25 protein-coding genes and 1 pseudogene are annotated in these 26,995 nt (G+C 49.3%); 7 read left to right on the forward strand and 19 right to left on the reverse strand.

Annotated elements, in window-relative coordinates; genetic code table 11:
• Positions 1-33 precede the first annotated feature (33 nt).
• The 6 genes from Nant_RS00965 to Nant_RS00990 form a co-directional block, all read right to left on the reverse strand.
• Positions 34-1,035: a dihydroorotate dehydrogenase-like protein gene (locus Nant_RS00965; RefSeq protein WP_054339766.1), complete on the reverse strand. Its 1,002-nt coding sequence runs from the start codon at positions 1,033-1,035 to the stop codon at positions 34-36.
• Positions 1,032-4,724 carry a pyruvate:ferredoxin (flavodoxin) oxidoreductase gene (gene nifJ / locus Nant_RS00970; protein WP_054339767.1) on the reverse strand — a complete coding sequence of 1,231 codons (3,693 nt, stop codon included), beginning with the start codon at positions 4,722-4,724 and terminating at the stop codon, positions 1,032-1,034. Before nifJ ends, Nant_RS00965 begins: the two co-directional genes overlap by 4 nt.
• A 103-nt stretch (positions 4,725-4,827) precedes the next feature.
• Positions 4,828-5,958: a DUF1513 domain-containing protein gene (locus Nant_RS00975; protein ID WP_054339768.1), complete on the reverse strand. Its 1,131-nt coding sequence runs from the start codon at positions 5,956-5,958 to the stop codon at positions 4,828-4,830.
• Positions 5,948-7,126 (reverse strand): imelysin family protein, encoded by a 1,179-nt coding sequence (locus tag Nant_RS00980; RefSeq protein ID WP_054339769.1) that lies wholly within the window; start codon positions 7,124-7,126, stop codon positions 5,948-5,950. Before Nant_RS00980 ends, Nant_RS00975 begins: the two co-directional genes overlap by 11 nt.
• Positions 7,126-8,583 carry a di-heme oxidoreductase family protein gene (locus Nant_RS00985; protein ID WP_054339770.1) on the reverse strand — a complete coding sequence of 486 codons (1,458 nt, stop codon included), beginning with the start codon at positions 8,581-8,583 and terminating at the stop codon, positions 7,126-7,128. The genes Nant_RS00980 and Nant_RS00985 overlap by 1 nt, the downstream gene beginning before the upstream one ends.
• Before the next feature lie 10 nt (positions 8,584-8,593).
• On the reverse strand, positions 8,594-9,865 hold the full coding sequence (locus tag Nant_RS00990) for an imelysin family protein (protein ID WP_054339771.1): 1,272 nt from the start codon (positions 9,863-9,865) through the stop codon (positions 8,594-8,596).
• Positions 9,866-10,007: 142 nt separating this feature from the next.
• Between Nant_RS00990 and Nant_RS00995 the strand changes: the two genes are divergently transcribed.
• The gene (locus tag Nant_RS00995) at positions 10,008-11,141 is read left to right on the forward strand and encodes a cytochrome-c peroxidase (RefSeq protein WP_338011150.1); all 1,134 of its coding nucleotides are present in this window, start codon (positions 10,008-10,010) and stop codon (positions 11,139-11,141) included.
• Positions 11,142-11,210: 69 nt separating this feature from the next.
• Here the strand turns inward: Nant_RS00995 and Nant_RS01000 are convergent, their stop codons facing one another.
• The 5 genes from Nant_RS01000 to Nant_RS01020 all read right to left on the reverse strand — a co-directional run bounded on the left by Nant_RS01000 (position 11,211) and on the right by Nant_RS01020 (position 15,795).
• Complete coding sequence (locus Nant_RS01000; RefSeq protein WP_054339773.1) at positions 11,211-12,122, reverse strand: DUF6630 family protein; 912 nt, start codon at positions 12,120-12,122, stop codon at positions 11,211-11,213.
• Complete coding sequence (locus tag Nant_RS01005; protein ID WP_054339774.1) at positions 12,112-12,375, reverse strand: hypothetical protein; 264 nt, start codon at positions 12,373-12,375, stop codon at positions 12,112-12,114. Before Nant_RS01005 ends, Nant_RS01000 begins: the two co-directional genes overlap by 11 nt.
• Before the next feature lie 62 nt (positions 12,376-12,437).
• Entirely contained in the window at positions 12,438-13,100 is a 663-nt protein-coding gene (locus Nant_RS01010) for a hypothetical protein (RefSeq protein ID WP_054339775.1), read from the reverse strand.
• 137 nt (positions 13,101-13,237) lie between these two features.
• Complete coding sequence (locus Nant_RS01015) at positions 13,238-13,894, reverse strand: imm11 family protein (protein WP_054339776.1); 657 nt, start codon at positions 13,892-13,894, stop codon at positions 13,238-13,240.
• An 11-nt stretch (positions 13,895-13,905) separates the two neighbouring features.
• Positions 13,906-15,795, reverse strand: a complete 1,890-nt coding sequence (locus Nant_RS01020; protein ID WP_054339777.1) for a polymorphic toxin-type HINT domain-containing protein — start codon at positions 15,793-15,795, stop codon at positions 13,906-13,908.
• Between the two features lie 84 nt (positions 15,796-15,879).
• On the opposite strand from Nant_RS01020, the pseudogene Nant_RS01025 reads away from it, so the two are divergent.
• Positions 15,880-16,235: pseudogene (locus Nant_RS01025) on the forward strand (DDE-type integrase/transposase/recombinase); the annotation flags it as partial.
• A 51-nt stretch (positions 16,236-16,286) separates the two neighbouring features.
• On the opposite strand, the gene Nant_RS01030 reads toward Nant_RS01025, so the two are convergent.
• Positions 16,287-16,922, reverse strand: coding sequence for a hypothetical protein (locus Nant_RS01030; RefSeq protein WP_143773463.1), 636 nt, complete (start codon positions 16,920-16,922; stop codon positions 16,287-16,289).
• A gap of 154 nt (positions 16,923-17,076) precedes the next feature.
• Positions 17,077-17,292 carry a hypothetical protein gene (locus Nant_RS01035; protein ID WP_143773464.1) on the reverse strand — a complete coding sequence of 72 codons (216 nt, stop codon included), beginning with the start codon at positions 17,290-17,292 and terminating at the stop codon, positions 17,077-17,079.
• A gap of 269 nt (positions 17,293-17,561) precedes the next feature.
• Here Nant_RS01035 and Nant_RS01040 point away from each other — a divergent pair, with 269 nt between their 5' ends.
• The gene (locus Nant_RS01040) at positions 17,562-17,864 is read left to right on the forward strand and encodes a hypothetical protein (RefSeq protein ID WP_054339781.1); all 303 of its coding nucleotides are present in this window, start codon (positions 17,562-17,564) and stop codon (positions 17,862-17,864) included.
• Between the two features lie 168 nt (positions 17,865-18,032).
• On the opposite strand, the gene Nant_RS01045 is transcribed toward Nant_RS01040, so the two are convergent.
• Complete coding sequence (locus Nant_RS01045; protein WP_054339782.1) at positions 18,033-19,079, reverse strand: NAD(P)H-dependent flavin oxidoreductase; 1,047 nt, start codon at positions 19,077-19,079, stop codon at positions 18,033-18,035.
• Between the two features lie 291 nt (positions 19,080-19,370).
• Between Nant_RS01045 and Nant_RS01050 the strand changes: the two genes are divergently transcribed.
• Positions 19,371-19,664, forward strand: a complete 294-nt coding sequence (locus Nant_RS01050; RefSeq protein ID WP_054339783.1) for a hypothetical protein — start codon at positions 19,371-19,373, stop codon at positions 19,662-19,664.
• Positions 19,665-19,722: 58 nt separating this feature from the next.
• On the opposite strand, the gene Nant_RS01055 is transcribed toward Nant_RS01050, so the two are convergent.
• The gene (locus Nant_RS01055) at positions 19,723-20,265 is read right to left on the reverse strand and encodes a gamma carbonic anhydrase family protein (RefSeq protein ID WP_054339784.1); all 543 of its coding nucleotides are present in this window, start codon (positions 20,263-20,265) and stop codon (positions 19,723-19,725) included.
• A 161-nt stretch (positions 20,266-20,426) separates the two neighbouring features.
• On the opposite strand from Nant_RS01055, the gene prlC reads away from it, so the two are divergent.
• The 3 genes from prlC (at position 20,427) to Nant_RS01070 (ending at position 23,515) form a co-directional block, all read left to right on the forward strand.
• Positions 20,427-22,457: an oligopeptidase A gene (gene prlC / locus Nant_RS01060; RefSeq protein WP_054339785.1), complete on the forward strand. Its 2,031-nt coding sequence runs from the start codon at positions 20,427-20,429 to the stop codon at positions 22,455-22,457.
• Positions 22,458-22,612: 155 nt separating this feature from the next.
• On the forward strand, positions 22,613-22,873 hold the full coding sequence (locus Nant_RS01065) for a YheV family putative zinc ribbon protein (RefSeq protein ID WP_054339786.1): 261 nt from the start codon (positions 22,613-22,615) through the stop codon (positions 22,871-22,873).
• A 48-nt stretch (positions 22,874-22,921) separates the two neighbouring features.
• Positions 22,922-23,515 carry a DNA-3-methyladenine glycosylase I gene (locus tag Nant_RS01070; protein ID WP_054339787.1) on the forward strand — a complete coding sequence of 198 codons (594 nt, stop codon included), beginning with the start codon at positions 22,922-22,924 and terminating at the stop codon, positions 23,513-23,515.
• Between the two features lie 33 nt (positions 23,516-23,548).
• On the opposite strand, the gene Nant_RS01075 is transcribed toward Nant_RS01070, so the two are convergent.
• The 4 genes from Nant_RS01075 to Nant_RS01090 all read right to left on the reverse strand — a co-directional run bounded on the left by Nant_RS01075 (position 23,549) and on the right by Nant_RS01090 (position 26,995).
• Entirely contained in the window at positions 23,549-24,838 is a 1,290-nt protein-coding gene (locus tag Nant_RS01075) for an MATE family efflux transporter (RefSeq protein ID WP_238377036.1), read from the reverse strand.
• A gap of 71 nt (positions 24,839-24,909) precedes the next feature.
• Complete coding sequence (znuB, locus tag Nant_RS01080; RefSeq protein ID WP_420798919.1) at positions 24,910-25,710, reverse strand: zinc ABC transporter permease subunit ZnuB; 801 nt, start codon at positions 25,708-25,710, stop codon at positions 24,910-24,912.
• Complete coding sequence (gene znuC / locus Nant_RS01085) at positions 25,710-26,507, reverse strand: zinc ABC transporter ATP-binding protein ZnuC (protein ID WP_054339789.1); 798 nt, start codon at positions 26,505-26,507, stop codon at positions 25,710-25,712. Before znuC ends, znuB begins: the two co-directional genes overlap by 1 nt.
• Positions 26,504-26,995 carry a Fur family transcriptional regulator gene (locus tag Nant_RS01090; RefSeq protein WP_054339790.1) on the reverse strand — a complete coding sequence of 164 codons (492 nt, stop codon included), beginning with the start codon at positions 26,993-26,995 and terminating at the stop codon, positions 26,504-26,506. Before Nant_RS01090 ends, znuC begins: the two co-directional genes overlap by 4 nt.

Here is a 26,995-nt window from a genome sequence, read left to right on the forward strand (position 1 = left end):
AAGACAGGCTGTGTTGTGTTGATAATCGATGCTTTATCGGCCCCAGCCGTCCAGTAGGTCCAGATAATTACTACGCTCATAACGGCCGGGATCACGGGTATTAGAATGTGACATACTGCCGCGTAGCTGCGCTAAGGATTCGTATTCATTGGCGTCTAACCAGTTATTGATGTCACGGTTGAGTTCAGTAATAACGGCAGGGCCTTTTTGTAGCAGTACGCTGCACAGTTGGGTGATGTCGGCTCCGGCCAGTGAGGCTTTAATCACATCGGCACTGGTATGCACCCCGCCGGTGACCGCCAGATCAATCGCCACCTGATGTTTCAATATAGCGGTCCAGCGGAGTCGCTCCAACAATTCTGACGAGGTTGACAGCTCAATATGGCTATCTACATCGAATGTTTCCAGGTTGATATCCGGTTGATAAAAACGGTTAAAAATCACTACCGCATTCGCACCGGCTACTTTCAGCTTTTCTACAAAATGTAACGGACTGCTGAACTGCGAAGAAATTTTAATCGCCAGTGGAATATCAACAACCTTGCGCACCCGGCTGACAATCTCGGTGTAACGATGCTCCACCTGCTCTGCGCTTTCTCTGAGGTTGGCCGCTACATAGTAGATGTTCAGCTCAAGTGCATCGGCACCGGCTTGCTGCATATTAGCAGCATGCTCTTCCCAGCCTTCCAGCGACACACCGTTAAGGCTGGCAATCACAGGAATAGAGAGCTCCTGCTTTAATGACATCAGGGTTTCCAGATAATGATCTTCGGTGGTTTTCAGTTTTTCTAAAACCGGCGTAGGCAGATAACCATTGGCTTCTGCGTGGCCGATATCCTGTTCATGCAGAAGCTTATGAATAATCTCATTATCCTGCTGGCAGTGCTCTTCAAACAGGCTGCGCATAACAATGGCAGCAATGCCCGCTTCTTCCAGTTCTGCGGCACTTTTCAAGCTTGCGGTCAGTGGCGATGCGGAGGCGACCAACGGACTCTTTAAGACCATGCCCAGGTAATTGCTGGTGAGCTTATTCATGATGAGATCTCCTTCTTATTTTTTATCTCAGGCTCGGGACCCGCTTCTGCTTCGGGTATGGGTGCCGCCTGCCAATCCATCTCAGCCAGTTGTTCGTAGCGTTTATAGCGTTCACTGACCTCATGTTGTGCGCGTTCCAGCAACAGCTTCGCTTCTTCGGGGTGGGTGCGGTAAAGCATACTGAAACGAGACTCCAGTAAGGCAAATTTAGCATAGGGAATGGATGGCGCTTTAGAGTCGAGTTTAAGCGGATTTTTCCCCTCAGCGGCTTTGCGCGGATCATAGCGGAACAGTGGCCAATGGCCGCTTTCAACCGCCAGTTTCTGATGCAAATGATTATCCTGAAGCTCGTAACCATGGGCGATACAAGGTGAGTAAGCGATTATTAACGATGGCCCGTCGTAAGACTCCGCTTCAAGAAAGGTACGCAGTGTTTGCACATCTTTTCCGGCGTAGGCCACATGCGCTACATACACATGGCCGTAATCCATTGCCAGACGCGCCAGATCTTTTTTGCCGGTAGATTTTCCCGCCGCAGAGAATTTAGCCACCGCTCCCAGAGGCGTCGCTTTTGAGGTTTGGCCACCGGTGTTGGAGTACACTTCGGTATCCAACACCAGAATATTGACATTGCGGTTAGACGCGAGCACATGGTCCAGTCCGCCGTAACCTATATCGTAAGCCCAGCCATCGCCTCCGATAATCCAGACGCTTTTACGGCACAGCTGATCGGCAATATGGGCTAATTCGGGAGCATCGGGATGCTTAACCTTGTCCAGCTGTTTTCGCAATTCAGCGACACGCTGGCGCTGTTCTTCAATACCGGTTTCGGCATTCTTATCGGCCGCCTGATCAGCGCTTAGAATTGCTTCGACAAGCACTTGATCTAGCTGAGGTGTTAAGCGGATCAGTAATTCGCGGGCATACTCATGCTGTTTATCCACAGCGGCGCGCATGCCCAGGCCAAATTCGGCATTATCTTCGAACAGTGAGTTATTCCATGCCGGCCCCCTGCCCTCGTGATTTTTTGTCCAGGGGGTTGTGGGTAAGTTTCCGCCATAGATGGATGAGCAACCGGTTGCATTGGCGACGAGCATACGGTCACCAAATAACTGGCTGGCCAGTCGGATATAAGAGGTTTCGCCGCAACCGGAGCACGCGCCACTAAATTCAAACAACGGCTGCATTAACATCGCACCTTTGATAGTGCCGGTTTTCAGCCCTTTACGATCAAACTCAGGAATCTGCTCAAAAAATGCCCAGTTGTCTTTTTCCTGCGCTAATATTTGTTCCTTGGGTACCATGTTCAGCGCTTTACGGCTGACATTGGTTTTATCCTTAATCGGGCAGATATCCACACACAACGTGCAGCCGGTGCAGTCTTGTGGAGATATTTGATACGTAATCAGCGTCCCTTCCGGGAACTCTTTTGCGCCTTTGATCGGTACGGCTTTAAAGCCTGCGGGTGCATCGTTCAACTGTTCGGGCGCAAATGCTTTGGCGCGCATCACACCGTGTGGGCAGACCAGTACGCATTTGCCGCAGTGCGTACACAAATCCTCTTCCCACTGGGGCAGCTCATGTGCCAGATCGCGCTTTTCATAGCGGGCGGTACCGGTTGGCCAGGTGCCGTCTTGTGGCACCTGACTGACAGGGATCTGATTACCATGCCCGGCTATCAATTCGGCCGTTAACTGTTTCACAAACGCACTGGCGCGCTCTGTCTGTACTTCATGCATCGGAATCCGGCTGGTGGCCTGTGCCGGTATAGTAAGTTGATGCAACTGCGAAAGAGTGGCATCAATCGCTTTTATATTGAGGTCGACAATCCTTTTGCTATGGTGGCCATAGGTTTTTTGTACTGCGGCTTTTATCTGTGCAATGGCTTGGTCGTGCGGGAGTACGCCTGAGATAGCGAAAAAACAGGTCTGCATAATAGTATTAATACGTTTGCCTAGCTTGGCGTCGCCAGCCACGCGATAGGCATCAATAATATGTACGCGTATCTGTTTATCAATAATCTGCTGCTGCACGGAGGTCGGAAAAGTTTCCCACGCCTGTGCGGGTGACGCGGCGGTATTGATGAGTAACACCGCACCCTGCTTAGCTTTATCCAGCATGGGGTAGCGTTTTAAAAAGTCGGGCTGGTGACAGCCAATAAAATTGGCGTGGTTATCCTGAATTTCATAGGCTGAATGAATCGGCTCTGCGCCAAAGCGTAAATGTGACACGGTAATCGCACCGGACTTTTTAGAGTCGTAAACAAAGTGCCCCTGTGCATAAAATCCATCCTGCTCACCAATGATTTTGATGCTGTTCTTGTTCGCGCTAACCGTTCCATCGGCACCTAAACCATAAAAAAGCGCCTGAAAATTGGCCGCGTTGGCGTCAATCGAAAAATCGGGGTCGTAATCCAGGCTGGTGTGCGTCTGGTCGTCGTTAATCCCAACGGTAAACAGATTCTTGCTGTGTGGCTTATCCAGCTCATCAAACACCGCTTTGACCATTGCCGGGGTGAACTCTTTAGATGAGAGGCCAAAACGGCCGCCGATCACTTTAGGAATACGAATAGTGACTGTGGATAACTTTTTGTCGGATGTTTCCAGCAGGTTTTTTGCTGACTGCTCCTGAAATAGCGACTGAAGCAGTGCTGTGGATATGTCTTTATAGAGCGGCTCACCGTTAGCGCCCGGCTCTTTAGTGCGATCCAGCACCGCAATTTTATTAACCGAAACAGGTAATGCATCTAAGAGACGTTGCGCATCAAAAGGACGAAACAGGCGTACTTTTAACAAGCCGGTATTTTCACCGCTTTTGTTAAGGTAAGTAACGGTTTCTTCTGCTGTTTCCGCACCTGAGCCCATAAGGATAATAACTTTATCAGCGCTCGGTGAGCCAATGTATTGATATGTTTGGTATTGGCGGCCAGTGACTTTCGCAAAGCGATCCATCGCGGTTTGCACCACCTCAGGAAAGGCATCATAAAAAGGGTTACTGGCTTCACGGGATTGGAAAAACAGATCAGGATTTTGCGAGGTACCGCGTACTACGGGATGTTCAGGGGATAAAGCGCGATCACGGCAAGCGCGAATCAGATCTCGGTCAATTAACTGCTGCAGCATGTCGGGGGTAACGATGTTTACTTTGCTGACTTCATGACTGGTACGAAAACCATCAAAAAAATGCAGAACCGGCACCCGCCCTTGCAGTGATGCCATTTCAGCAATAGTCGCCATATCCATCACTTCTTGTACGGAGTTTGACGCCAGAATCGCAAAACCTGTGGTTCTCGCTGCCATCACATCACTGTGATCACAGAAAATCGACAGTGCATGGCTGGCTACCGAACGCGCCGCAATGTGGAACACGGTAGGCGTTAGCTCCCCCGCTATCTTGAACATATTGGGGATTTTCAGTAACAAGCCTTGGGATGCGGTGAATGTACAGGTTTTGGCGCCGGCCTGTAATGCACCATGAACCGCACCGGCCGCACCGGCTTCGCTTTGCAGCTCAATAACATCAGGTACTGTGCCCCAGAGATTAGGTTTACCACTGGCGCTCCATGCATCGCTTAATTCACCCATGGGCGAGGCCGGTGTAATCGGATAGATCGCGATGACATCGTTTAACTGGTATGCAATATAAGCGGCGGCTTCATTACCGTCCATCATCCGAAACTGACCCGCCATAACGTATCCCTCTCTGTCTATCTTTAGGCACCTTTACCCAGCATAGAACTTTCGAGAGGGGTGTATTAGCATAATCTGATCAAACGTTGAGGCAGATCAATGGCTAGAAACTGACCAAAGATAAATGATTGTCCCACTGTATAGAATGATCGGTGCTTGCTGCTAAGGAGTTGCGTGCAAGAGTGTGGCTATCAATCGTGTAGAGTCTTCCACGTCCGGTACTCACAAGAAACTCCCCCGCGCGCTCTGTAGGCGCCAGACCACAGCCATCATTAATTTTGATGGCGGCATGAAACTGCTGTAATCGCATGTCCCAGAGAGTAATGAGGTTGCCACGTGGCGCTGAAACGGCGGCAAACTCACCGGAACTATCAAAACAGGCGCTGCCGCAATATTGGTTGAGCTGGCTGTGTACTCCTAATGGTATATTTAAGGGCTTAATGGATTCTCCGCGTGTGTGATAAGCGATTAGCGGGACGTTGTCTCCGGGGTTTCCCTGATATTGCATGGCGATAATCACCTGACCCTCAGCACCGATATCAATATGCCGGATACTGGATTGGTGATATTGATCAGGCAGGTTCACTTGTTCTAGTACGCGGCCGCTGTGCACATCGATATAGGCCAATGAAGGCTGCATCGACGCCAGATTCATTTTTTCTCTGCCCTGTGTTTTTATACCGCCGTTGGCAATTACGACGGTTTTCTGGTCACTCGACAAGCGTAGTTCGTGTGGGCCGATACCTGCGGTTGAGTATTCGTTAATTACCTGAAAATGGTTATTGATATCACGTATCACCAGCCGGCCATCGTCGTGTTGTGCACTGTTTTCGGTGGTTAGCAGATAGCGGCCATCCGCGGTTATCTGTGCGTGCCCATATAAGTGGTGGTCGTTAGCGCAGTTGATCCGCTGCACTAATGTTCCGTTTTCATAGTCCAGCACCTCGATAGACGTACCTGGACGCCGGGCCACGGCCAATAGCCAAGGTTGAGTTGGATGGCTGATCACCTGATGAGCCCTGCCCGGTAGAGCATGGCGAATGATCTCTTTACCAAGCCCGTCAAACAGATGCAGATAATGCTCACCCGTGAGGCTCTGGCTGGCCGACGTGAAGCGTAGTAATGAAGCATCATCCACATCCATGTTCGCATTCAGGGCCTGGCTTGCACGACTCTGCAACAGTAAGGGGGCTGCGGCTATCCAGCCTAAAAACTGACGTCGGTTAATCCCCATCACGGCTGTTAAACCCCAGTTGAATATTTAACGTTTGCATGGCCTGTTCCAGGGTATTTTGCAGCACCAGCAAATGCTCGGTTGTTTGCAATAACTGCTGGCGTATAGCTGCTGTGATCTTCAGGTCAGTAATGGCGGGAAGAGCCGCCAGTTGTTCGCTAATCGTCTTGAATTCAGATTCAATTAATTGCGCACTGACGCTGTCGCCTGACGCTACTAAAAGCGTTTTAACGCTAAGCGGCTGCGTGCCACTGTAAAGCTCATGTAAGGCGATTACGTTCTGCCGGATGTTGTTAATGGATTGTTCGCTGCGCCATGATTCGCTTTTCTTCCAGCGGCTCTGCGCAGCTGATGCACCTAAGGGTGATAGAAGTTTGGTATCACGAAGCGCGTCAACCGGCTCGACCAGCGATTTCATAAATTCTGTTGCCGCTTCTGAGGGCGTCTCGTAGGCAGGAATTGAATCGTCGTTAGTCATATTGTTTTCTCCCGCTGCTGAGATCAACCGGGTCTCTTCTGTCCATTCGGTATGAATCGACGCCGCCGTATCCGAAATATGGCGCGCAATAGCGTGAGCAAGGCTACATTCGGCAGTATCCGCTGTGTCTATCAGATGCTTGTTGGTAAAAAGTAAGCGCTCTAACGCAGGAAAACCTTTAACGCTGATACTCGCAGCACGGAAAAATTCTTCATCGAATCTCTGGTCTGTTGATGCCGGATCTTTCGATGCCAAAGTTTTCGAAGCAAGAGCGGCGCTAAGTTGCTTGGCGCCAATATTCTTTTTATCGGGCCAGTATTGGAGTGAATAATTACGCATCAGCAGTGTTACTGGGCCAAATTGAATATGCTGCACGCCCTGCCAGCTGGCTTGTGCCGCATTAAAGCCAGTGCGTGCCACGCTAAGCGTTTCAAGGCTCGGGGCATCACAAAGCTGCTGAACCTGTTTCTCAAGCGTCGCACTATTGTCTGCCAATAGCTGATAGCGTGGCATCACATGCTGTTCGATAATAGCGCTGTTTAATGTGTGCCATTGCGCTTCAGTTGGTGCCTGGCTCGGCGCTTCAGCAGCATGCACAGCCGTATGTGCCGACGCATGCATAGTGCCCACGCCTAGTATGAGTAAAGATATGCCGAGTAAAACGGGTGTGAGTGAGCCGGTTGGTTGCATTAGAGTGATTCCACAAAAGTGATCAGGTGATGTCTGTTGGATGGTGTCAGTTGCATAAAGCGTCTCTTGCTGGCTTCTGCTTCGCCGCCGTGCCAGAGAATCGCTTCAAGCAAATTCCGTGCGCGTCCATCATGTAAAAATTGGGTATGCTGGCTGACTGCCTGAGTTAAGCCTATTCCCCACAGGGGCGGTGTACGCCATTCCCGGCCCGTGGCAACAAATTCCGGGCGATGATCCGCCAGTCCTTCGCCCATGTCATGTAACAGCAAGTCTGTATAAGGCCAGATGGTTTGGTTGGCCTGTGCCGCAGGCGCATCACCTGTCGTTACATAACGCGGCGTGTGGCATTGCTGACAGCCGATCTGTGTAAAGAGCTTTTCACCATTGATAACCGTTTTAGTGGTGGTATTACGCTGTGCCGGAACCGCCAGATTACGCGTATAAAACTCAATCCAATCGACTATCTGAGCAGATGCTTCTGCGTTATCCAGATGCGCGCTATTGCCGTTGGGCATCGCTTGGCAGCGTATTTGTTGTGTTGTGCATTCACCTGCCCCCTTGGGAAACATCGGTGACGAGATACCCATATCCGCATGCAGGGCCGCATTATTCTGTTGTTTCAGGGTTGGGTTACCTGCTTTCCAGCCAAAGCGTCCGATCACGGACTGTTGTTGCTCAATATCCCAAACGTGGTTGGTGCGGCCAGAGATACCATCATGGTTGTGATCGTCAGGATCTTCGTTAGCGATAATATCGGTTTCTTTAATGGCGGCTAATAGCCCTAATCCAATCATGGGTGGAGCCACACGGAGCGATAACTGTGTTTCAGCATGCAGAGGGCCATACTGGAGCTGCTCAACACGGTACTCAGGCTTTCGAAGAGAGACCGTCGCGGTATCATCAGGAAAGCGAACGGCTATTTCCTGATAACGGACGTTGATGCGCCCTTCTGCCTGCAATCCCTGTACCGATAAATCCTGTAGCTGCGTTCCATAAATGGGTTCAGGAATCACACCTATTTTTCCTGCGTCTAACATGGCCTGTTGCTGTGGTGTTTGCGCAGGGATACTGAGGCGCATGATTATCGATCCGGCCGGGTTTTTAAGGTTATTTGTCTCAATGGGGTGTCCCCGGCCATTTCGAATATGGCAGCGCAGGCATGAGCGGGCATTATACAGCGGGCCCAGTCCATCACTGGCCGTGGTGGAAGACGGTGAAGACACCCATATTTTTTTAAACAGACTGCGGCCCAATGTAAAGGCCATCTGTTCTTCCTGAGTCAGATTGGCTGAGGGAGATGAAAAGGCTCGCTCAGGCTTTTTATAAGGAGCATCAGGGTGCGGCTCGCTGGCATAAGCTGGTGAAGCCTGTGCTTGTGAAAAGCCGAGTAAAGTTGCGATCGTTGCCGTGGGAGCAGCGATCGCAATAATGATCAATACCAAGTAGAACCGTTTCATATCTGAGTGGTTAGTTTTTCAGTGCTGCGTTGGGGTTATCAAGGCTATCGGAACCTTCCAGCGCCCCGCCATCAAGTTCGAGTGCGCTCATTGCTTTCTCGATAGAGCGGGTCTGAGTGATCAGCGCATCGACGGCTTTTTGTACGATGGCATTACCGGCAGTGTTACCGCTGGCAATCAGTACATCAAAGGTATTGCCTTCATTGGCTTGTTCTACCATCGCGTGCATCGCCGCTTGTGTTGAATTGAGTTCATCACGCAGTTGCTGATCGACCTCGGGTGCTTTTGCACGGACGACATCTGATAAGCTCGGACCTTTAATCTTGCTACCATCTATACGTGTATATTCACCCAAATAAACGTTCCTGATACCCATGGCATCATAGAAGTGTGAGTTATGAGTATTATCGGAAAAGCAGTCATGTTCTTCTTCCGGATCGTGCAGCATCAGGCCGAGTTTAATACGCTCGCCAGCCAGCTCGCCGTATGAGAGGCTACCCATACCGCTTAAAATGGTAGTTAAGAACTCTTTCTCGCTTTTTTCAGCAAGTTGGGCTCGCGCTGCGCCGCCTACTTTCCAATTGTTTGCCATCTCATCCAGATCGCTAATCAGCAGCGTGGTTGCCGCCGTGAGATAATCGCGACGGCGATCACAATGTCCGCCTGTGCAATTTTCTATACTGAAATCGGTTGCCGGACGAGCCCCTGCACCCTTTTGTGTTCCGTTCAGATCCTGGCCCCACAGCAAAAACTCAATGGCGTGGTAACCGGTGGCGACATTGGCATCGATAGCATCGGCTTCGTGCAGTGTTTCAGAGAGTAGTTGTGGAGTAATAATAGATGCATCAATCGTACGGGTGCCGAGTGTTAATAGCGGATTAGCGATGACATTGGCGGTATAAAGTTGATTTTCATCGGACTCCGCACCGTAGCTGTCTGTATTCACGTAATCTATCAGGCCCTCATCTAATGGCCATCCATTTACCCGTCCTTCCCACTCATCCACGATAGCGTTGCCAAAGCGGTAGGCTTCTGATTGCTGGTAGGGAACCCGGGCATTAATCCAGGCGTGTCTTGCGGCATCGAGATTTGCTGTCGTCGGCGTTTTCAGTAATGTGTCTACGGCCGCGCTAAGTGTGTTAGCGCTGGTCAGTGCGTCGCCATAAGTCGCTTCCGCAATATCGCTATAGGTACTAAAAATAGCAGAGTCACTGTTAGCAAAAGCGGCTGGAGTTGCTGTGGCGACTAAGGCGGCCAGTGTTAATTGCGAAAATAACTTCATCGAATCCTCCTGAAAATTAAATATTGGATGTGAATATAAATGATAAGCGTTATCATTACAAATATTGTTTGGGGGTGAGCTTAATAAAAAGTCTTGATAGTGAACCCGATAAAAACTATTACTTTATGTGGAGGTCGTTACATTGAAAAGGGTTGCTGTATTGTTATTTATCCAGGTATCAATGATGAATGTGGTGAGTGTTTCCGCCGAGGAAATACAGCAAAAAGAGAAGATATCTCTTGGCCAGCAGCTGTTTTTTGATGTGAACTTGTCGCGTAATCGGACGCAATCCTGCGCCACCTGCCATGCGCCGGATAAAGGGTTTGTCGATCATCGGGGAAAAGATGCCGCCTTAGCCGTCTCGCTAGGAGATGATGGAAAATCGCTAGGCGACAGAAATGCACCATCAGCCAGTTATGCCGCGTTTTCGCCGCCCTTTCATCAAACCAAGGCCGGGGTTTTTGCCGGCGGTCAGTTTTGGGATGGCCGTGCTAATACGTTAGCCGATCAAGCCGCTGGCCCACCACTTAATCCTGGTGAAATGGGGTTGCTGGATAAAGTCAGTGTCATGGCAAGGTTACAAGAAAATAGCCAGTACCAAGCCGCTTTTAAAGGACTCTACGGAGAAGCAATTTTTGAGCAATCCAACAGCGCTTATGCCGCCATGACGGATGCGATTGCTGCTTTTGAGAAAACAGATTTTTTCTCACCCTTTGATGCCAAATATGACCGCTATCTGCGGGGCGAATATCAACTCACACCGCAAGAAGATTTAGGGCGCACCCTCTTTTTCTCTCAGCAATTTACCAACTGTAATTTGTGTCATCAGTTACGCGCACTGCCTGAACAGCAAGAAGAAACGTTTAGTAATTATGAGTTTCATAACATTGGCGTACCGGCCAATACTAAACTGCGTGCATTGAACGGCGTAACCCAAAGTGATAACGGCTTACTTAATCATCCCAATGTGGATGACGTAGCACAACGTGGCAAATTCAAAACCCCGACACTACGTAATGTAGCTGTCACAGGTCCTTATATGCATAACGGTGTGTTTTCTGATTTACGGACGGTGATTTTGTTTTATAACCAGTACAACAGCCGTAGCGCAAAGCGCCAAATCAATCCTGAAACCGGTGAGCAATGGCGCGCGCCAGAAATCCCTGAAACGCTCTCGCGTAAAGAGCTGGAAACCGGTCCCGCACTGGATGACCAGCGTATTGACGCGCTGGTGGCTTTTCTTAAAACACTGACAGATAAAAAATATGAGTACTAGTTACATTCAGTTTTATCGCCAGGATAAAACGGATCAGGAGGCCTGAGGGAAGGGCCTCTATCTACAGCCTTAAAAAGGCTTCCCTGCTGTAAACGTATGCAGCGAAAAACCTGTAGATTCCAATAGTGTACGGACCTCTTCTTCTGATTGCGCTGATACCAAGCAGGCATGGTAGGCATCATCACCCAGGTTAAGCGGCAACACACACCAGCCCTGCGGTGCCAGCCACTCATTGAAGATAAAGAGTACTTCCCAGACACGTTCGGGTGCGTTGAGGCTCAGCGGGTCGGGTTCAAATAAGGCGTCTATTCCTACGGTGCGTGCCATCTGTTGTGTGAAGTGCAGTGCGCTTTCATCATCCTTCCAGTCGACATGCAGCATCAACGTGCGCTTGAAGCGGCTGTTCAGCTCAGCGCCCACCTCTCCACCATTGAGTGCGTAGATAAAATCGATGGCATCCAGCGTATCGCCTTCATACTCCTCTTTTAGCCAGGTGATCATCTGGTTCCAGAGCGTGTTTTGTAAACTCTCGGGCAGTGTTGCAGCGAGCTGATCAAACACCTCAGTAAACGGTATAAGCAGTGCCGGTGCAGGCTGGCGTTTGGGTTTGCGCTTAGGGGCGGGGGGTAAGGGTTCTGGCGCATCAACGATAGGCGGCAGGATAACAGGCTCACCGCGATACGGCGCACAGGCAAACATTAAGTCGGTCGGATAAAACTCGTGGTCAATAAAGGTACTGTCGTCGATATTGAGTGCGGCTACCAGTGCCGCCGCTGGGTAGCACCAATAGCCTGTCCATCCGCAGCCAGGTCTGTCGTGATCATCAGAGTTCATCATCGGGATATCCTCTTTCAGCAGGAACTTTTCCCAGTTATCCAGAAAGCCGGTAATAATTTTCGGACGTTTTTCCGGTGGTGCATCAAACACGCTGTATAACTTTTTATACAAGCTATTGTGGTAAAGCTTAGGGTCATCCTGCATTTTTCAGCCGGTCGTTATATAGCCATTCCTGGCTCATCTGCTTGCCATCATTGGATGTACAGAGGGAGCCTGCCTTACAACTTGCGCTATCTTTAGAACCCGAGGCTTTAGATTCGACTATGTAAATTTTGCCATCTTTGCCTCGGTATATACTGTCTATGCCTTTAGAGCCGACATACTTGCCATAGTCTGTATCGAAGGCTGCTTCGGTTTCTACATTTCTCCACTTGAGGTTTTCATCGCCCAAAGCCAACGTCGTTACTGGCCTAAGGCGTTACGGCCCCGTCCTGCATTGGCTGCGCTGCGTTTTTGAGTTTACAACTGCGAGGTATGACTCATTATTTTTTCGATCATGGGTTCGATGTGGCTGAGTTGCCCGTCGCCCGTCGCCAGGAAAAAACTGATCGGAAGGCCCGAAGGGAGCATGCCCATAAAACTTTTGATGGCGAAGGTTTGGCCTTGGGTTTTCATGCTGATGATCTCTTCATAGCCAACGATGTCGCCATAGCTGACTTTATGCATGTTTTTCACCGTAAACGGCTCTGCTATCCCCATCTTTTTGCGGACGGTTTTTAATCCACTCATCGCCACTAAGGGCAGAGTGCCGGTGTTGATCTTTTGATTGGGGATGCGGACGATATCGAGACGGGCAGGTGGGTAGTAGTTTTCTGGGGTTGTCAGCACGATCGCATAGGCATCTTGTCTTAGCTCTGTTTCCCAGTGCCATGCGGGGCGATCAGGAATATAGATTTGTAACCCGGCTTGAGGAATGGCGGTTACGGCAAAAGGCCTTTTAGCACGCTCGTCTGCCACGGCATGACTGGCCATACCTAAAATAAAGAGAAGTAAGGTGCCAATAACCGCTAAGGGGCGCTTCATCTTGAGCTGAAAGCGGTTGCAGCTAAGTATGATGATATAGACCAGCAGCGCACTGATAAAGAAGCGGCCGGCCAGGTTTCCTAGCGTGTGTGCATCCATGTCTTAGTCATTCCTTTTTACGTATTAGGGAAAATATATCCCGCGACTGATCGCCTTGGTGTTATCTTTTTAGGTTTTACTCTTACGCCGCTTGTTTCTAGTGCGCCTCAACATGGCAGCATAAATCGACGGTACACTTAAATCCTCTTCATCTCGTCAAGCGGTGTATACTTTATGCCTGTCATGCCGATGTCTTGCACTTTTTTGACAATATCTGAGCGCAGCATTAAAGGGGGGCTTCCCCCGTTAATATACACATAAAATAACTTTTGATTTGCCGGTATCGCGTCCTCTAATAGCGCATATTTTTCTATCGCCCTGATTTTCAACTCCCCTCCCAGGTCTACCTCAGTCTTAAATACCGCATTGTTTTCATCAAATACTGCCAGCATATCCCTAGGGGCTAGCAGGTAATAAGGCTCCGGGTACCGCTCGCCCTTAATGGTGACCGCCGCCTCAGTAAAGTAGGCTTCAACCGCTTCTTCTTCCAATAAACGCTTCAGCCGGGAGGATACAAAGTAATAAATCCCCAATTTAAACAGATCAAGCAAGCGTCCCTCTGGCAGCGTATAGCTCTCATCAAACCTTGCTTCCTCCCCCTTATAGTCCTCAATATGGATCACAGGAATTGGCGACGTCGGCAGTATGTCTGGATCTTGATAGAATCGAAGAGAAGCAAGGCCGGCCCACTTTCTTACTGATCTATCATCATTTCTCAAAAACCATTTTGCTGTCGCTTCTGCATAGACAAGGTTATGCCCTGACGTTATCTGCTTAACCTGTAAATATTCCATCGTATTTCTCCTTATTGCCACGCTTGAGGCTCACAGCCCGAACCGGGCTTACACAGTAGCACTCGACCGGCGAGTAGGTCAGACTCGATATCGCCTTGTACTTTTTGTATCTCTGCTGCCAGCCGTTCATCACTCCAGGGCCTGCCAGAATCATTTGCAGCGTCGAAATCTGTATCCAATTGCTCCAACTTAGCCTTAACATAGTCTTGATAACTATTCGAAACGCAATCGCCCGTACCACAGCCCGTGTGGCCGCTCTTATGAATCGGTAGTACCGAGTCTCTGATAATACCACCGTCTGGCGCTAAAGCGCCTTGCTTGCCCGGTAACATAATACCGTTAAACGCTGAGTTCTGATCATAGACGCCTTTTTCTGCTGCAGCTTGTAAAGCCTTCGACCCAGGTGCTTGCTGGCTGGTGATGAGATGATGTGCCGCCCAGCCTTTCTTCAGATAATTGCCCTCAGGGTCTAACTGGGTTCTCAGTTTTGAGGGGCTTCCCTTCAACGTTCCTTTGCAGTTGGCATTATGCACCCAGGCTTGGACTTCACCCGCAAAGTAACTGGGAGTATTTGCGACGGTGAAATTGTAAACCTTGATCGGTTTATCTACGAATTGATTGCCGTAGGTGACGGCATCGCCTTGCAAGGTGGCGATCGGGTCTTCCCACTCTAGATCTTTTCCTTGCACCCAGAATGGGTGTTCAGGGGTGGTGGTGATGGATCCGAACTCGGTGTCTATTCGCTGGTAACCCGGAGCGGTACGATTCAACAGCGCAATAATGGTTTGCGGCTGATTGACCATGCTCTGCTCATGGCGTGAGTGTACGCTATCTCCTTTGCGCAGCTGTTCTATTGCGATTCTGCCTGACGGCGTCCAGATCGGTGTTCCGGCGGGAAAGCTTTCGCAGTTAATTTTCTTTTTCCGCTGATTCGCGTATGCAATTAATTTAGCATTACCGGAAAGGTCGGCTAATTTGGTCAAGACTTTTACGGCGATCAACGGCGTGATATTTTGGCCTGCGATCTGCCCTATATCCAACGGCCCACAGTGGATTACTTTTTCTATATCACCTTTAACCGCTTCAAGCATCGCCAGCAACGTGCCTTTGGGGTCTTTTATGAACTTCTCTGCAAGATCAAGCAGGACACTCGGGTCCTTGAGTAAATTCCAAATATCTTCTGCTTGGTCGCCCATTCCTGCCAAAAAACCCGTCGCAAAATCCCACAGTACATTGGCGGCTGCTTTTAAGTCCTCCGTGAAGTCTACTGCCGCGCAGTACCAGCGGCCTTCACATTTTTTCGCTTGGTATTTTTCATCTTCCCACGTTGATTGGCATTGATAGGGGTTGTCTGGTGGAATGGGCGTTCCTTCATCAGGCGTCTTCGGATCAACAGGATCAACGGGATCAACGGGATCAACGGGATCAGTAGGGTCTGTAGGATGTGTAGTGCCTGTGTGTGGGATGAATTTAGGCACATAACTGCTAACTAAACTGCCGTCATATCCTCCGGGAGTGGTGGGTAAGCTTATACCCGTGTCGGTTCCTACTAACCTTTCTATCGGGCCGCTTTGTGCCCGGGGTAAGCCTTGCTGCTCTGCCAGGGAGACCATCGCGCTATTTTGCCGGGCGCGGGTGTGCATGCGCAAAATGCTGGTGCTGGTTACCGGTATCATGTTGTTGGCGTATAGCCGTTGTTCAAAGGAGCCGGGGGGGCTAATCCCCTGACCTATCAGCGAGATGAGGTTGCTGATAAAGGGCATGCGTCGCTCTACCCCCCAGGTGATCTCTGTTTTAAGCAGGTTGGCATCCTGGATGTTTATGCCGCTTGTGCTACCAATCGCTGTGCTTTTCAGGTGTAGGTCTTGGTTGGGGAGGTAGCGATGGCCATCTTCGCTCACGCCAAAGTCGTCAAAAGCCTCCGGCGTGGGGTTGAGTATGCGGATGCGCGATTGGGTGCCCGGTGTTGCCGCCAGGCGAGCGTGGAATCATTCTTTCGTCGCGTATTGAAGGCAGAAAAAAAGCTGGCTCATCGACAAAAATCAACACCGAACAGGCAGATCAAAAAAACCAGAGCGTTAATGGCGACAGCGCCCAATCAGCTTTGCAGCTGGGATATTACCTACTTGCCCACGGCGGTGAGAGATGTCTTTTTGTACCTTTATCTAGTGGTGGATATTTATAGCCGGAAAATAGTGGGCTGGCAGGTTTATGAGAAAGAGAGTAGCGCATTGGCGCCGATTTAATGAAGGATTTCTGTCAGAGGGAGGGTGTTAAGCCTGATCAGGTGATTCTGCATTCCGACAACGATAGTCCTATGAAAGGAGCAACGATGCTGGCTGCGCCTTTTTCTTTTCGTATCCGCTTCTTTACAATAGTCATGGTAATCGGGTTACTGCCAGTCGAGTTCAGGGATAATAAATTTGCTTTTGGGTATACAGGTTTCTTCTAAGAGGATGGGATGTTCTTTTGCTTTGGTTTTCTCAATCTCAGCAAATATTTGATGAGGCCATCCGTAAATAGCTAAAGAGCATGTTTTTATTCCACCTAAACCCGGTATTTTTTTTGAAGCCCAGCTACATTCCCGATCAAGAAAAATCCGGGTATCACTGGTACTTGTTAGTAAAGAGATCGGGGTTGTATTAAAGCTACGGCGCTGCATCTGCCGAACGTTTGGCTTACCTCTTTCGTTTTTGGAATAAACTTTATCGGGAGTGTGCCACGCTTGGGAGTGGAGCGTTTTCTCTGTGTGAGTTGGCCCCAGGGTGATCGTTACTTTTTCGGTGGTCACTTTCTCTATATAGGAGTGTCCCGGGATAAAATAGGACGTTACTTTTGACTTGATATCGACCACTATCAGCGGATCCGGATCTTCTGCAGGGGGCATCGTATATGATGTTTTGAGCACCACGCCCTGCACTTCTTCATTGGCACAGCCAGAGGATGCATAAGACGTGCTTATAGAGATTATCGGTAAGAGTAGTAATCCGAAATAAAAAAGGTGTGTATAACATTGTTTCATGGCCATGCCTCCACCATTATTATTTGCCAGAGTGGGTTGTAAAGGTTTGAATGTACGTCGTTCAAAATACACACGTGCTCTGCTGTAACCTCTGATCGTTGTCCCTTTGCTATCTATTCCCATCCGCGTTCTATTTAAGGGGACGGTGTCTATATCTGATTTACTGTCCAGTGGAGGAACGCAGCTTATCTTCTGCTGCCCAGGAAGTCAGGCTGTTATTCATTGTGTGCGGCGTCCGGGCTTCTTTACGAAGTGTCAGCAAACCGAAACCGAACGACTTGGACCACGCACGGTTGTTGAGCCATTGTTCCGAACCTGCATAACTGGTTTTAACCATCTTACTCATCTCATCACTATCTTCGGACGTCGATAACATCTTAACAGCTCCCGCTAAGGCCAGCATGTAACGTGTTGTAGCGATGTCGATGCCTGTCCGGAAATTGCTGGCAGCCCCAGAATTAAGGTCGGTCGTATTGGTGTCTATTAAAGCAAGTCAGGTGGCATGGTAACGCTCAAAAGTATAAAAATATGATATAACAAAAAATTATCAAAATAAGTTTTCTTATTTCAGTTTGGTTTCAGCTTCGGGATTTAAAGTAGCCACATCAAACAGCGACTCACGCTAACGAACTTAAGGAAATGACCATGAAAACTTTACTGACAACTGCTCTTCTTTCTTCAGCTATTTTTGCTTCACAGGCATTTGCCGGTGGTTTAAGTGACTTCGATGCTCCGTCGGTTGAAGCAAATCTGGCCGCAGGCCATGTAGCCGCTGCTCAGGGTTTTGCATCCGTTGGCAGTCCGCTTTCTGATCTGGGTGCTTCGGTTCAAGCGCATTTGGGTGATGCTAATCACAACATTGCCAGCACTGCTAGTCACACATATAGCCATACGGTTACTTTAACCGGTTTAGACGTACCCGCTAACTCAACCGAAGCACAGCTTTAATCGTTTGTACGGGAGGCTTGCTTGCCTCCCTCCATTATATCCGCGCTGGTTACCCGCACTTATCAAGAAGCCGGGTAACGCATTTGACCTCTCATCAAGCAGTAGACACAGACCTTTAGCCGCTAACTATTCTAATAGTTCAGCGGCTTTTTTTTGTGTCGGTAAGTCTTATCGTTTTAACACTTCAGCCACAAGCTCTGCCGTTAGGTCTGCGGCTGATATCTCTTTGCACCCTGTAGCATTTTGTCCACACCACAAAGGTGAAAAATCACCGCTGCCATTGGCTTCAGCTTTGGAACGCAGCGACGTAATCGCCGTTGTGGCTAATGGGAACTCAGGTGTGCTGTTGCTAATAGGTCCAATTTCTCTAATAACACGGTTAACAATACTGCGAGCCGGTCTTCCTGAGAATAGATTCGTGAGTGCGGTGTGCTGTGCCGATGCGCTTTTTAGTGCGGCCCGGTGCACCTGGCTTGTTTTTGTTTCGGGACAGAGTAAGTAAGCCGTACCTATTTGTGCGGCAATAGCACCCAGCGACAGTGCCGCTGCAACGCCTTTGGCGTCGGCGATACCGCCGGCGGCAATCACAGGGATATTCACGGCCTGACTAATTTGAGGCAGTAATGAAAAAGTCCCGACCTGCGTGGTTATATCGTCTGATAAAAACAGCCCTCGGTGCCCTCCTGCTTCCAGTCCCTGAGCGATAATGGCATCTGCGCCATGAGCTTCAAGCCACTTAGCCTCTTCAACCGTGGTTGCGGTTGATAGTACCTTTGCGCCCCACCCCTTTATGCGCGCCAATAAATCAGGGCTTGGCAGGCCAAAATGAAAACTGACGATGGGCGGATGAAACGCTTCTATCGCATCAGCTATAGCGTGTGAGAACGGTGCCCGGCCAGCCCCGGCGGGGATATCATCAGCATTGATATCATATTCAGCAAAATACGGCTGTAGTGCTGTTCGCCACGTTGCTTCGCGCTCTGCACTCACCTGAGGTGGCGTGTGACAAAAGAAATTCACATTAAAAGGTTTGCTGGTTGCCGTTGTGATGGCCGTTAATTCTGCCCGGATCATGTCAGGCGTCAGCATGGCGCAAGGCAGAGAACCTAACCCCCCTGCCTGTGATACGGCAATGGCTAATTCACTGCCTTGTACGCCCGCCATAGGTGCTTGAATAATAGGGTGTTCGATACCTAGCAAATCCTTAATACTCATATAATAGCTTCTCCTTGATGTGTGTATAACTCGCGTAAATAGCGGATAGTTCTGACTTCAGACGACGCGCTGGAACGCCTTTCTTATATCATGTTCGGTAGAGTCTGCGGCGCCAGTGGCTATGTATATGTGTGCGCTTTTAGAGAGTTCGGTCAGTGTTTTGTGAGCTTAATATATATAACTAAAATATTGTTAAAAACACGTTTCTTATTTCAGTTTGATTTCAGGTTTGGCTTGTAAAGTAACCCCATCAAGCAGCGAAACACGCTGAACTCTTTAAAGGAAACGACCATGAAAACTCTACTGACTACTGCTCTTCTTTCTTCTGCTCTTTTTGCTTCACAGGCGTTTGCTAGTGGCCTGAATGATTTTTCGGCTCAGTCTGTTGAGGCTAACTTGGCGGCAGGCCATGTAGCCACAGCGCAAGGCTTCAAATCAATCGGTAGCCCTTTGTCTGACTTAGGTGCGTCGGTACAAGCACATTTAGGTGATGGCCATCAAAACGCGGTTAACCGTGTTTATACAAGCGCCGTCGTACTAACAGGGTTAAACGTCCCATCTGTCTCTAGAGAAGCGCAGCTTTAATAATTCAGCTTAGTCGATCGGTAACGGTTAAGGGAGGCGTGCCTCCCTTAACGCCTTCTCACCCTGCCCATTCTTCTTGAAGATGCTTATCTTTCAGCTTTACGTAATTGCCCGCAGTGTAGGTGAAGTAGTTCATTTCGGCTTCGCTTAGCGCCCTCACCTGTTTGGCTGGCCTGCCTACATACAAAAATCCACTGGCGAGTATTTTTCCCGGCGGCACTAAGCTGCCCGCGCCAATCACCACATCGGATTCAACGACAGCGCCATCCATAATAGTCGCTCCCATACCTACCAGCACCCGGTCTCCAATAGTGCAGCCATGCAGCATTGCCTGATGGCCTACCGTGACATGATCACCAATGATCAGCGGAAAACCCTCTGGATTGTAAGGGCCTGCATGGGTGATATGCAGAATAGAGCCATCCTGTATGCTACAGGAGTGGCCGATACGGATTTTGTGCATATCGCCACGAATAACCACTAATGGCCAGATAGAGGTATCGTCCCCGATTATCACATCGCCCAGCACCACCGCTGAAGGGTCTACAAAAGTTTTATTGCCGAGTGTGGGTGTTATGCCTTGAAAAGATCGAATGTTCATTAATTATTACCCGCTTGCATCGCCATCATCAGCCCCCATTGTATACTAATCACTATTTTCTATTGTACTGGCATAAGTACAGATATAAGTGCCTACGACAAGTACTTGACGCGTTTCTGTAACGCTCATGTAACGTATATGAACTCGATTTGGAGAGATTAATGAGCAATCCGTTATTGGAATCCACCCTGCTACCCCCGTTTAGCCAGATTAAACCCTCCGACATTTCACCGGCTGTGGATAAGTTATTAGAACAAGGGCGTGAGCAGATTGCCAGGTTGACTGGCGATGTGAGCAGTGCTGAGTGGGATAAAGTGATTGCACCGCTGGATACGATTAATGATGCGCTTAATCAGGCCTGGTCCCCTGTGTCACATCTGAACATGGTACTTAACAGTGATGAGTTGCGAGAAGCATATAACGAAAACTTGCCGAAGTTGTCGGCCTATTGGACGGAGATGGGCCAAAATGAAGGCTTATTCAATGCTTATCGACGTGTGTCAGAGCAGTCTTCTGGTTTAGATACCGCTCAGAAAAAAGTACTGGAACATAATCTGCGTGATTTTCGTTTATCGGGTATTGATCTGCCTGTGGATAAAAAACAGCGTTATGCCGATATCCGCCAGCGCTTATCTGAACTGAGCACTAAGTTTTCTGAAAATGTGCTGGATGCCACACAGGGCTGGGAAAAACTGATTACTGATCCTGAAATGCTAAAAGGCATGCCTGAGATGTCGCTGGCGGCAGCAAAGCAAGCGGCTAAGGCTAAAGAGAAAGAGGGTTATCTGTTATCGCTGGAATTTCCTTCGTATTTCCCGGTGATAACGCATTGCGATGATCGGGCGTTGCGCCGTGAAGTCTATGAGGCTTACGCGACACGTGCATCTGACCAGGGGCCAAGTGCTGGCAAGTGGGATAATTCAGAAGTAATGACTGAAATTCTGACATTGCGTCAGGAGATGTCGGCGTTACTGGGTTTTGAAAGTTATGCACATTACTCACTCGCCACCAAAATGGCCGATACGCCAGAGCAGGTGTTGCAGTTCCTTTATGATCTGGCGGATAAAAGCGTTGATGTGGCTCGTCAGGAATATAAAGAGCTATGCGCGTTTGCTAAAGAAGAGTTTGGTGCTGAGAGTGTCGAGTCCTGGGATGTGTCTTACTATTCTGAAAAGCTTAAACAATCACGTTATGCGCTTTCACAAGAAATGCTACGTCCGTACTTCCCTTATCCAAAAGTTCTTAAGGGAATGTTTGAGGTTGCAGGGCGTTTATTTAATATCGAAGTTGAAGAAGTGGCGGACGTTGATGTTTGGCATCCCGATGCGCGTCTGTTTGCCGTTAAGCGTAATGCAGAGACCATTGCGCGTTTTTATCTAGACCCTTTTGCCCGCGCTAATAAACAGGGTGGCGCATGGATGGATGATTGTCGCACCCGTCGTCGTCTCGAAGATGGTTCGTTACAACTGCCAGCGGCCTATCTGGTGTGTAACTTTAATGGACCTGTCGGTGATGATCCGGCACTGCTGACACATAATGAAGTAACCACACTGTTTCATGAGTTTGGTCATGGTTTGCATCACATGCTGACGCAGATGGAATATGCTGATGTGAGTGGTATTAACGGTGTTGCCTGGGATGCCGTAGAGCTACCGAGCCAGTTTATGGAAAACTGGTGCTGGGAGCCTGAAGCACTGGACATTATCTCCGGGCACTATCAAACGGGCGAAACGCTGCCTGTCGAGTTATTAGATAAGATGCTGGCGGCGAAAAACTTCCAGTCTGCTCTGATGATGGTGCGCCAGCTGGAGCTGTCCATCTTTGACTTTAAGCTGCATCATGAATTTGAAGCGGGTAAAACCGATATTCAAGGGTTGTTACAAGGGGTTCGTCAGCAGGTAGCCGCGATTACACCGCCGGCGTTCAACCGTTTTCAGCATAGCTTCAGCCATATTTTTGGTGGTGGCTATGCCGCCGGATACTACAGCTATAAATGGGCTGAAGTGCTCTCTGCTGATGCCTTCTCATTGTTTGAGGAGCAGGGCGTGTTTAATCAGGAAGCGGGTCAGCGTTTCCGTGAAACAGTGCTGGAGAACGGGGGTTCTAAAGAGCCAATGGAGTTGTTTGTGGCTTTTCGTGGACGTGAGCCAAAAGTGGATGCGTTATTAAAACATTCCGGTATCAATGTTTAGATTTTCAGGTCAGAAATAAAGGGTTGCTGCTGGAAATTCAGCAGCAACCAATCAGAAGATTTTATAAAAAAGTATATGTTTATCAATAGCTTAATTGTTGCATAAAAGGAACAATTGCATTTCTGGGCATTGTTGCAAAAAAAGAAGGCGTAAATATGACGGTAATAAAACGTTTTGTGGCGGGGGCTGTCTGTCCTCGTTGTGGTGAGATGGATACGATTCGTATCTATCGAAACGAGATTCGCGAGTACCGCGAGTGTGTTAAATGTGATTATGTGAACGGCCAGAATATTGATGGTTCCCCGGATGAGGCCGAGCTGGAAACACGGGTCAATAAAAAACCGGATCCTGCGCCTACATCAAAGCCGCTAATGTTTGTGCCTAATCCCGCTCTTAAGAAAAAAGATAGTAAATAGATGCCGGTAATACTGGCGTTTTCAGCAGTATTGCATAAAGGATAAGCTATGTGCCAGCGATGTTATTGGGCTACGAATAAGTCATTGTTAGAGCAGAACTACCACGATAAAGAGTGGGGTATGCCGCAAACAGAGGATAACGTTCTGTTTGAATTTCTGACTCTGGAAGCGGCTCAGGCAGGGCTGAGCTGGCGCACGGTGCTGGAAAAGCGTGAAGGGTATCGCCATTATTATAAGGATTTTGATCCGGTTTTAGTGGCGGGCTTTGGGGATGATGAACAGCAAAAAATGTTGGCTGATCCTGCTATTATTCGTAATAAACTTAAAGTGGCGTCGTCTATCTCGAATGCCCGTGTATTTTTGCGGTTACAGCAGGAGCATGGGAGCTTTGCCCGTTATTTATGGGGGTTTGTAGATAACCAGCCGCTGCAGAACAGCAGAAATAATCACAGTGAGGTTCCTGCTGAAACAGATGTATCCAAACAGCTCTCTAAAGCACTGAAAAAAGAGGGGATGCGCTTTGTCGGGCCAACGATTATGTATGCTTATATGCAGGCTGTCGGCATGGTAAATGACCACGAAGTGAGTTGTTGTCGCTATCAGGCGTGTCGTGATGCAGGCGAAGCATTTTCTGTGAGTTGAGAGCTTATATTTGAGAGTTGTATCTGGCACCGATTAGGCAGAGGCTTTTCGTGTGATCTGCCACTGCTGTTTTCTGCTTAATTGCCAAAAAACCCAGCCGCCGCTGATGCCTCGGGCTAGAAACAGCGTCAGGTAGGCGATCCATAAGCCGTGATTGCCGAGAGGTTGAAGTAACCACCATGCGGGTATAAAAACACAAAATACCGAGAATAACATGGTGTTCTGCATCGCTTTAACCTGGGTCGCCCCGATAAAAATCCCATCTAGCAGAAAACTCCACACGCCAATTAATGGCAGGATGATTAGCCATGGGAGGTAAATCATGGCTTGTTGTTGAACGTTTTCGATTGATGTTAATAGTTGGATAACCCAGCCACCCGCGACCCAGAAAAACAGCGAAAAAAGCAGGGCGGTTATCGCTGACCAGATCGCCGCAGTAGTAACGGTGCGATAAAAGCCGGTCATATCCTGACGACCGGAGCGCTTGCCAATTAAGGCTTCCGTGGCGTGCGCGAATCCATCGAGACCATTGGAAATCAGCAGTATAAAGTTGAGTAATACCGCATTGGCAGAAAGAATATCGGTGCCCTGACGTGCGCCTTGCGCGGTAAAAAAAGCCATTGAAAAGAGTAGAGCAAGGGTGCGGATAAATAGGTAGCGGTTCACCTGAAACAGCGCGGTATAGTGTCTGACCTGAGTTAATGATGCCGCCAGAAGCTGGCCGCTCATCGGTCTTAATATACTTCTGCATAAATATAGTCCCAGCAGTAAGCTGCCGTATTCTGCGATTACGCTGGCCAGTGCAACCCCGTCGGCATGCATTCCCAGCCCGTAAACGGCAATAATATCCAGGACCATATTCAGCAGGTTAGTCACCGTTAGCAGCAGTAAGGGGATTTTGCTGTTCTGGTTGCCAAGAAACCAGCCGAGTAAGGCAAAATTACACAGCACGGCAGGCGCACCATAAACTCTGATAGATGCGTATTGGCGTGCTTCTTCCGTGACTAATGGCTCGGCGGCTATCCAGTGTAGCGCCAGTTCAATAATTGGCGTTTGCAGCATAATAATACACAGGCCAATGAGTGTCGCCATCACTAATGACTGCGCTAACAGAGTACGGTTGGCTGTTGGATCTTCCGCGCCTAAAGCTTGGGCCGTTAGGCCTGTTGTGCCCATGCGCAGAAAGCCGAATGCCCAGTAAACAATCGAGAAGATCATGCTGCCGATAGCCACCGCAGCCAGATGATGGCCGTCCGGTAGGTGGCCTATAACGGCAGTATCCACCAGTCCGACCAAGGGTACGGTAATGTTGGACAGGATCATTGGCCACGCCAGCGACCAGACTTCTTTATGGTCGCGTTGGGTGGGCCAGTTAATGTGAGCAGATCGGAGCATCAGGCGTTGACAGTCTTTCGCAACGGGATCAGATAAATAATCACGAACTCAGCTAGCGCCGCTACCACAACGGATGGGCCCGCCGGTGTATCCCATGTCCATGAGCCCCAGATGCCGATTAATACCGCCGTGCATCCCAATACGGAGGCGTAAATGGCCATCTGTTCTGGTGTTGTAGACAGCCGCCGGGCAGCGGCCGCAGGAATCACGAGTAAAGAGGTGATCAGCAGAATACCCACAATTTTCATCGAGACGGCAATCACAATCGCAATCAGTACCATCAGAATTAAACGGGTACGGCTAACATTGACGCCTTCTACCTGGGCGAGTTCCTCGTTAATGGTAATGGCAAGCAAGGACTCCCAGAAAACACGGATAGTGAGTAGTACAACGGCACCGCCTAGCAGAATCCAGACCAGATCCATAGGTGCAATGGCGAGCAGATCGCCAAACAGGTAATCCATCAGATCCAGCCGGATATCGTCAACAAAGGAGATGGCGACTAAACCTAAAGAAAGAGTGCTATGAGCCATGATGCCCAGCAGGGTGTCGGTGGCGATCAGACGTTGTTTTTGCAGTGCGACGAGTACCAGCGCTAATAATACGCAGCAGACGATCACCGCGAGATTCAGGTTGAAATCCAGCAAAATTCCCAGCGCAACGCCTAAAAGCGCCGAATGTGCCAGACTATCACCAAAATAAGCCATGCGGCGCCACACCACAAATGCACCCAACGGCCCTGCAACAATGGCAACGCCCAGCCCACCCAATAGGGCGTAAATAAGGAAGTCGTAAATCATCAGTGTTTACACTCCGTCTGTACTTCCCTGGGCGCTTCCTCTGGATGCGGGTGATCAGCAATCACATCGCCATGCGTATCATGCTGGTGATTATGGTGATGGTTATAGAGCGCCATACTGGCGGCGCCCTGTGGGCCAAATAGCTCAATAAAGGACGGATCATTACTGACATGTTCCGGGTGGCCTGAGCAGCAGATATGATGGTTGAGACACACCACATGATCGGTTGACGACATAACCAGATGCAAATCATGCGAGATCATCAGAACACCGCAGCCGCGCTTTTTGCGAATGCTGGCGATAAGATCGTAAAGCTCTACCTGGCCGTTAATGTCGACTCCCTGAACGGGTTCATCCAGTACTAATAGCTCCGGCTCACGCAACAGTGCCCGCGCCAGCATAACGCGCTGGTTTTCGCCGCCGGAGAGATCGTGGATTGAGTGGTTCATTAAGTGTCCGGCACTGACATCATCCAATGCTTTTTGCATCTTTAGCGCGTCTTTCACGCGTGCCGTTTGTAAAAAGCGCTTCACCGTGAGCGGAAATGTCCGGTCAATATGCAGCTTTTGCGGCATATAACCGACGCGTAAATTTGGCTGCAACCAGACACTGCCGCTAGTGGGTTTTATCAGGCCCAGTACAATACGGACTAATGTGGTTTTGCCGGCACCATTGGGGCCAATAAGTGTGGTGATACAGTCTTTGTGTAGCGTCAGATTCACATTCTGAAGAACATGATTGTGGTCAAAAAGAACATTAATCTGGTCGAGCCTGACTAAATCTATCGGTTGGCTCATGGCTTGCTGTCTTCCTGTTGGCAATTAGGGCATACGCCTGCGACTTCAAGCGTTTCGGTCACCACGCTAAAGCCAATCTCGGCGGCACAGGCTTTAATGGCCTGAGATACCGCATCGGATTCCAGTTCAACAGCACTCTGGCAGCGGATGCAAATAAGAAAGCTGTTATTACACGGATGTTCCGGGTGGCTGCAGCCAATAAAGGCATTAAGGGACGCTATGCGATGCACCAATCCCTGTTCCTGAAGAAAGTCCAGTGCCCGATAAACCGTAGGAGGCGCAGAATTGAAGCCTGCGGCGGCCAGTGCAGGTAAAAGATCATAAGCCCCGAGTGGCTTGTGGCTTTGCCAGATCAATTTGAGTACCAATTCGCGCACCGGCGTGAAACGTTGCTGGCGGCCACGACAAAGATGGGCCGCCTCCTGCAATGCTTGGGTAATGCAGCGGCTGTGATCATGTGATGGCTGGAAAGCGAGTTCGTTCTTCAT

This window comes from Neptunomonas antarctica, assembly GCF_001305295.1.
GTDB classification, from domain to species: domain Bacteria; phylum Pseudomonadota; class Gammaproteobacteria; order Pseudomonadales; family Balneatricaceae; genus Neptunomonas; species Neptunomonas antarctica.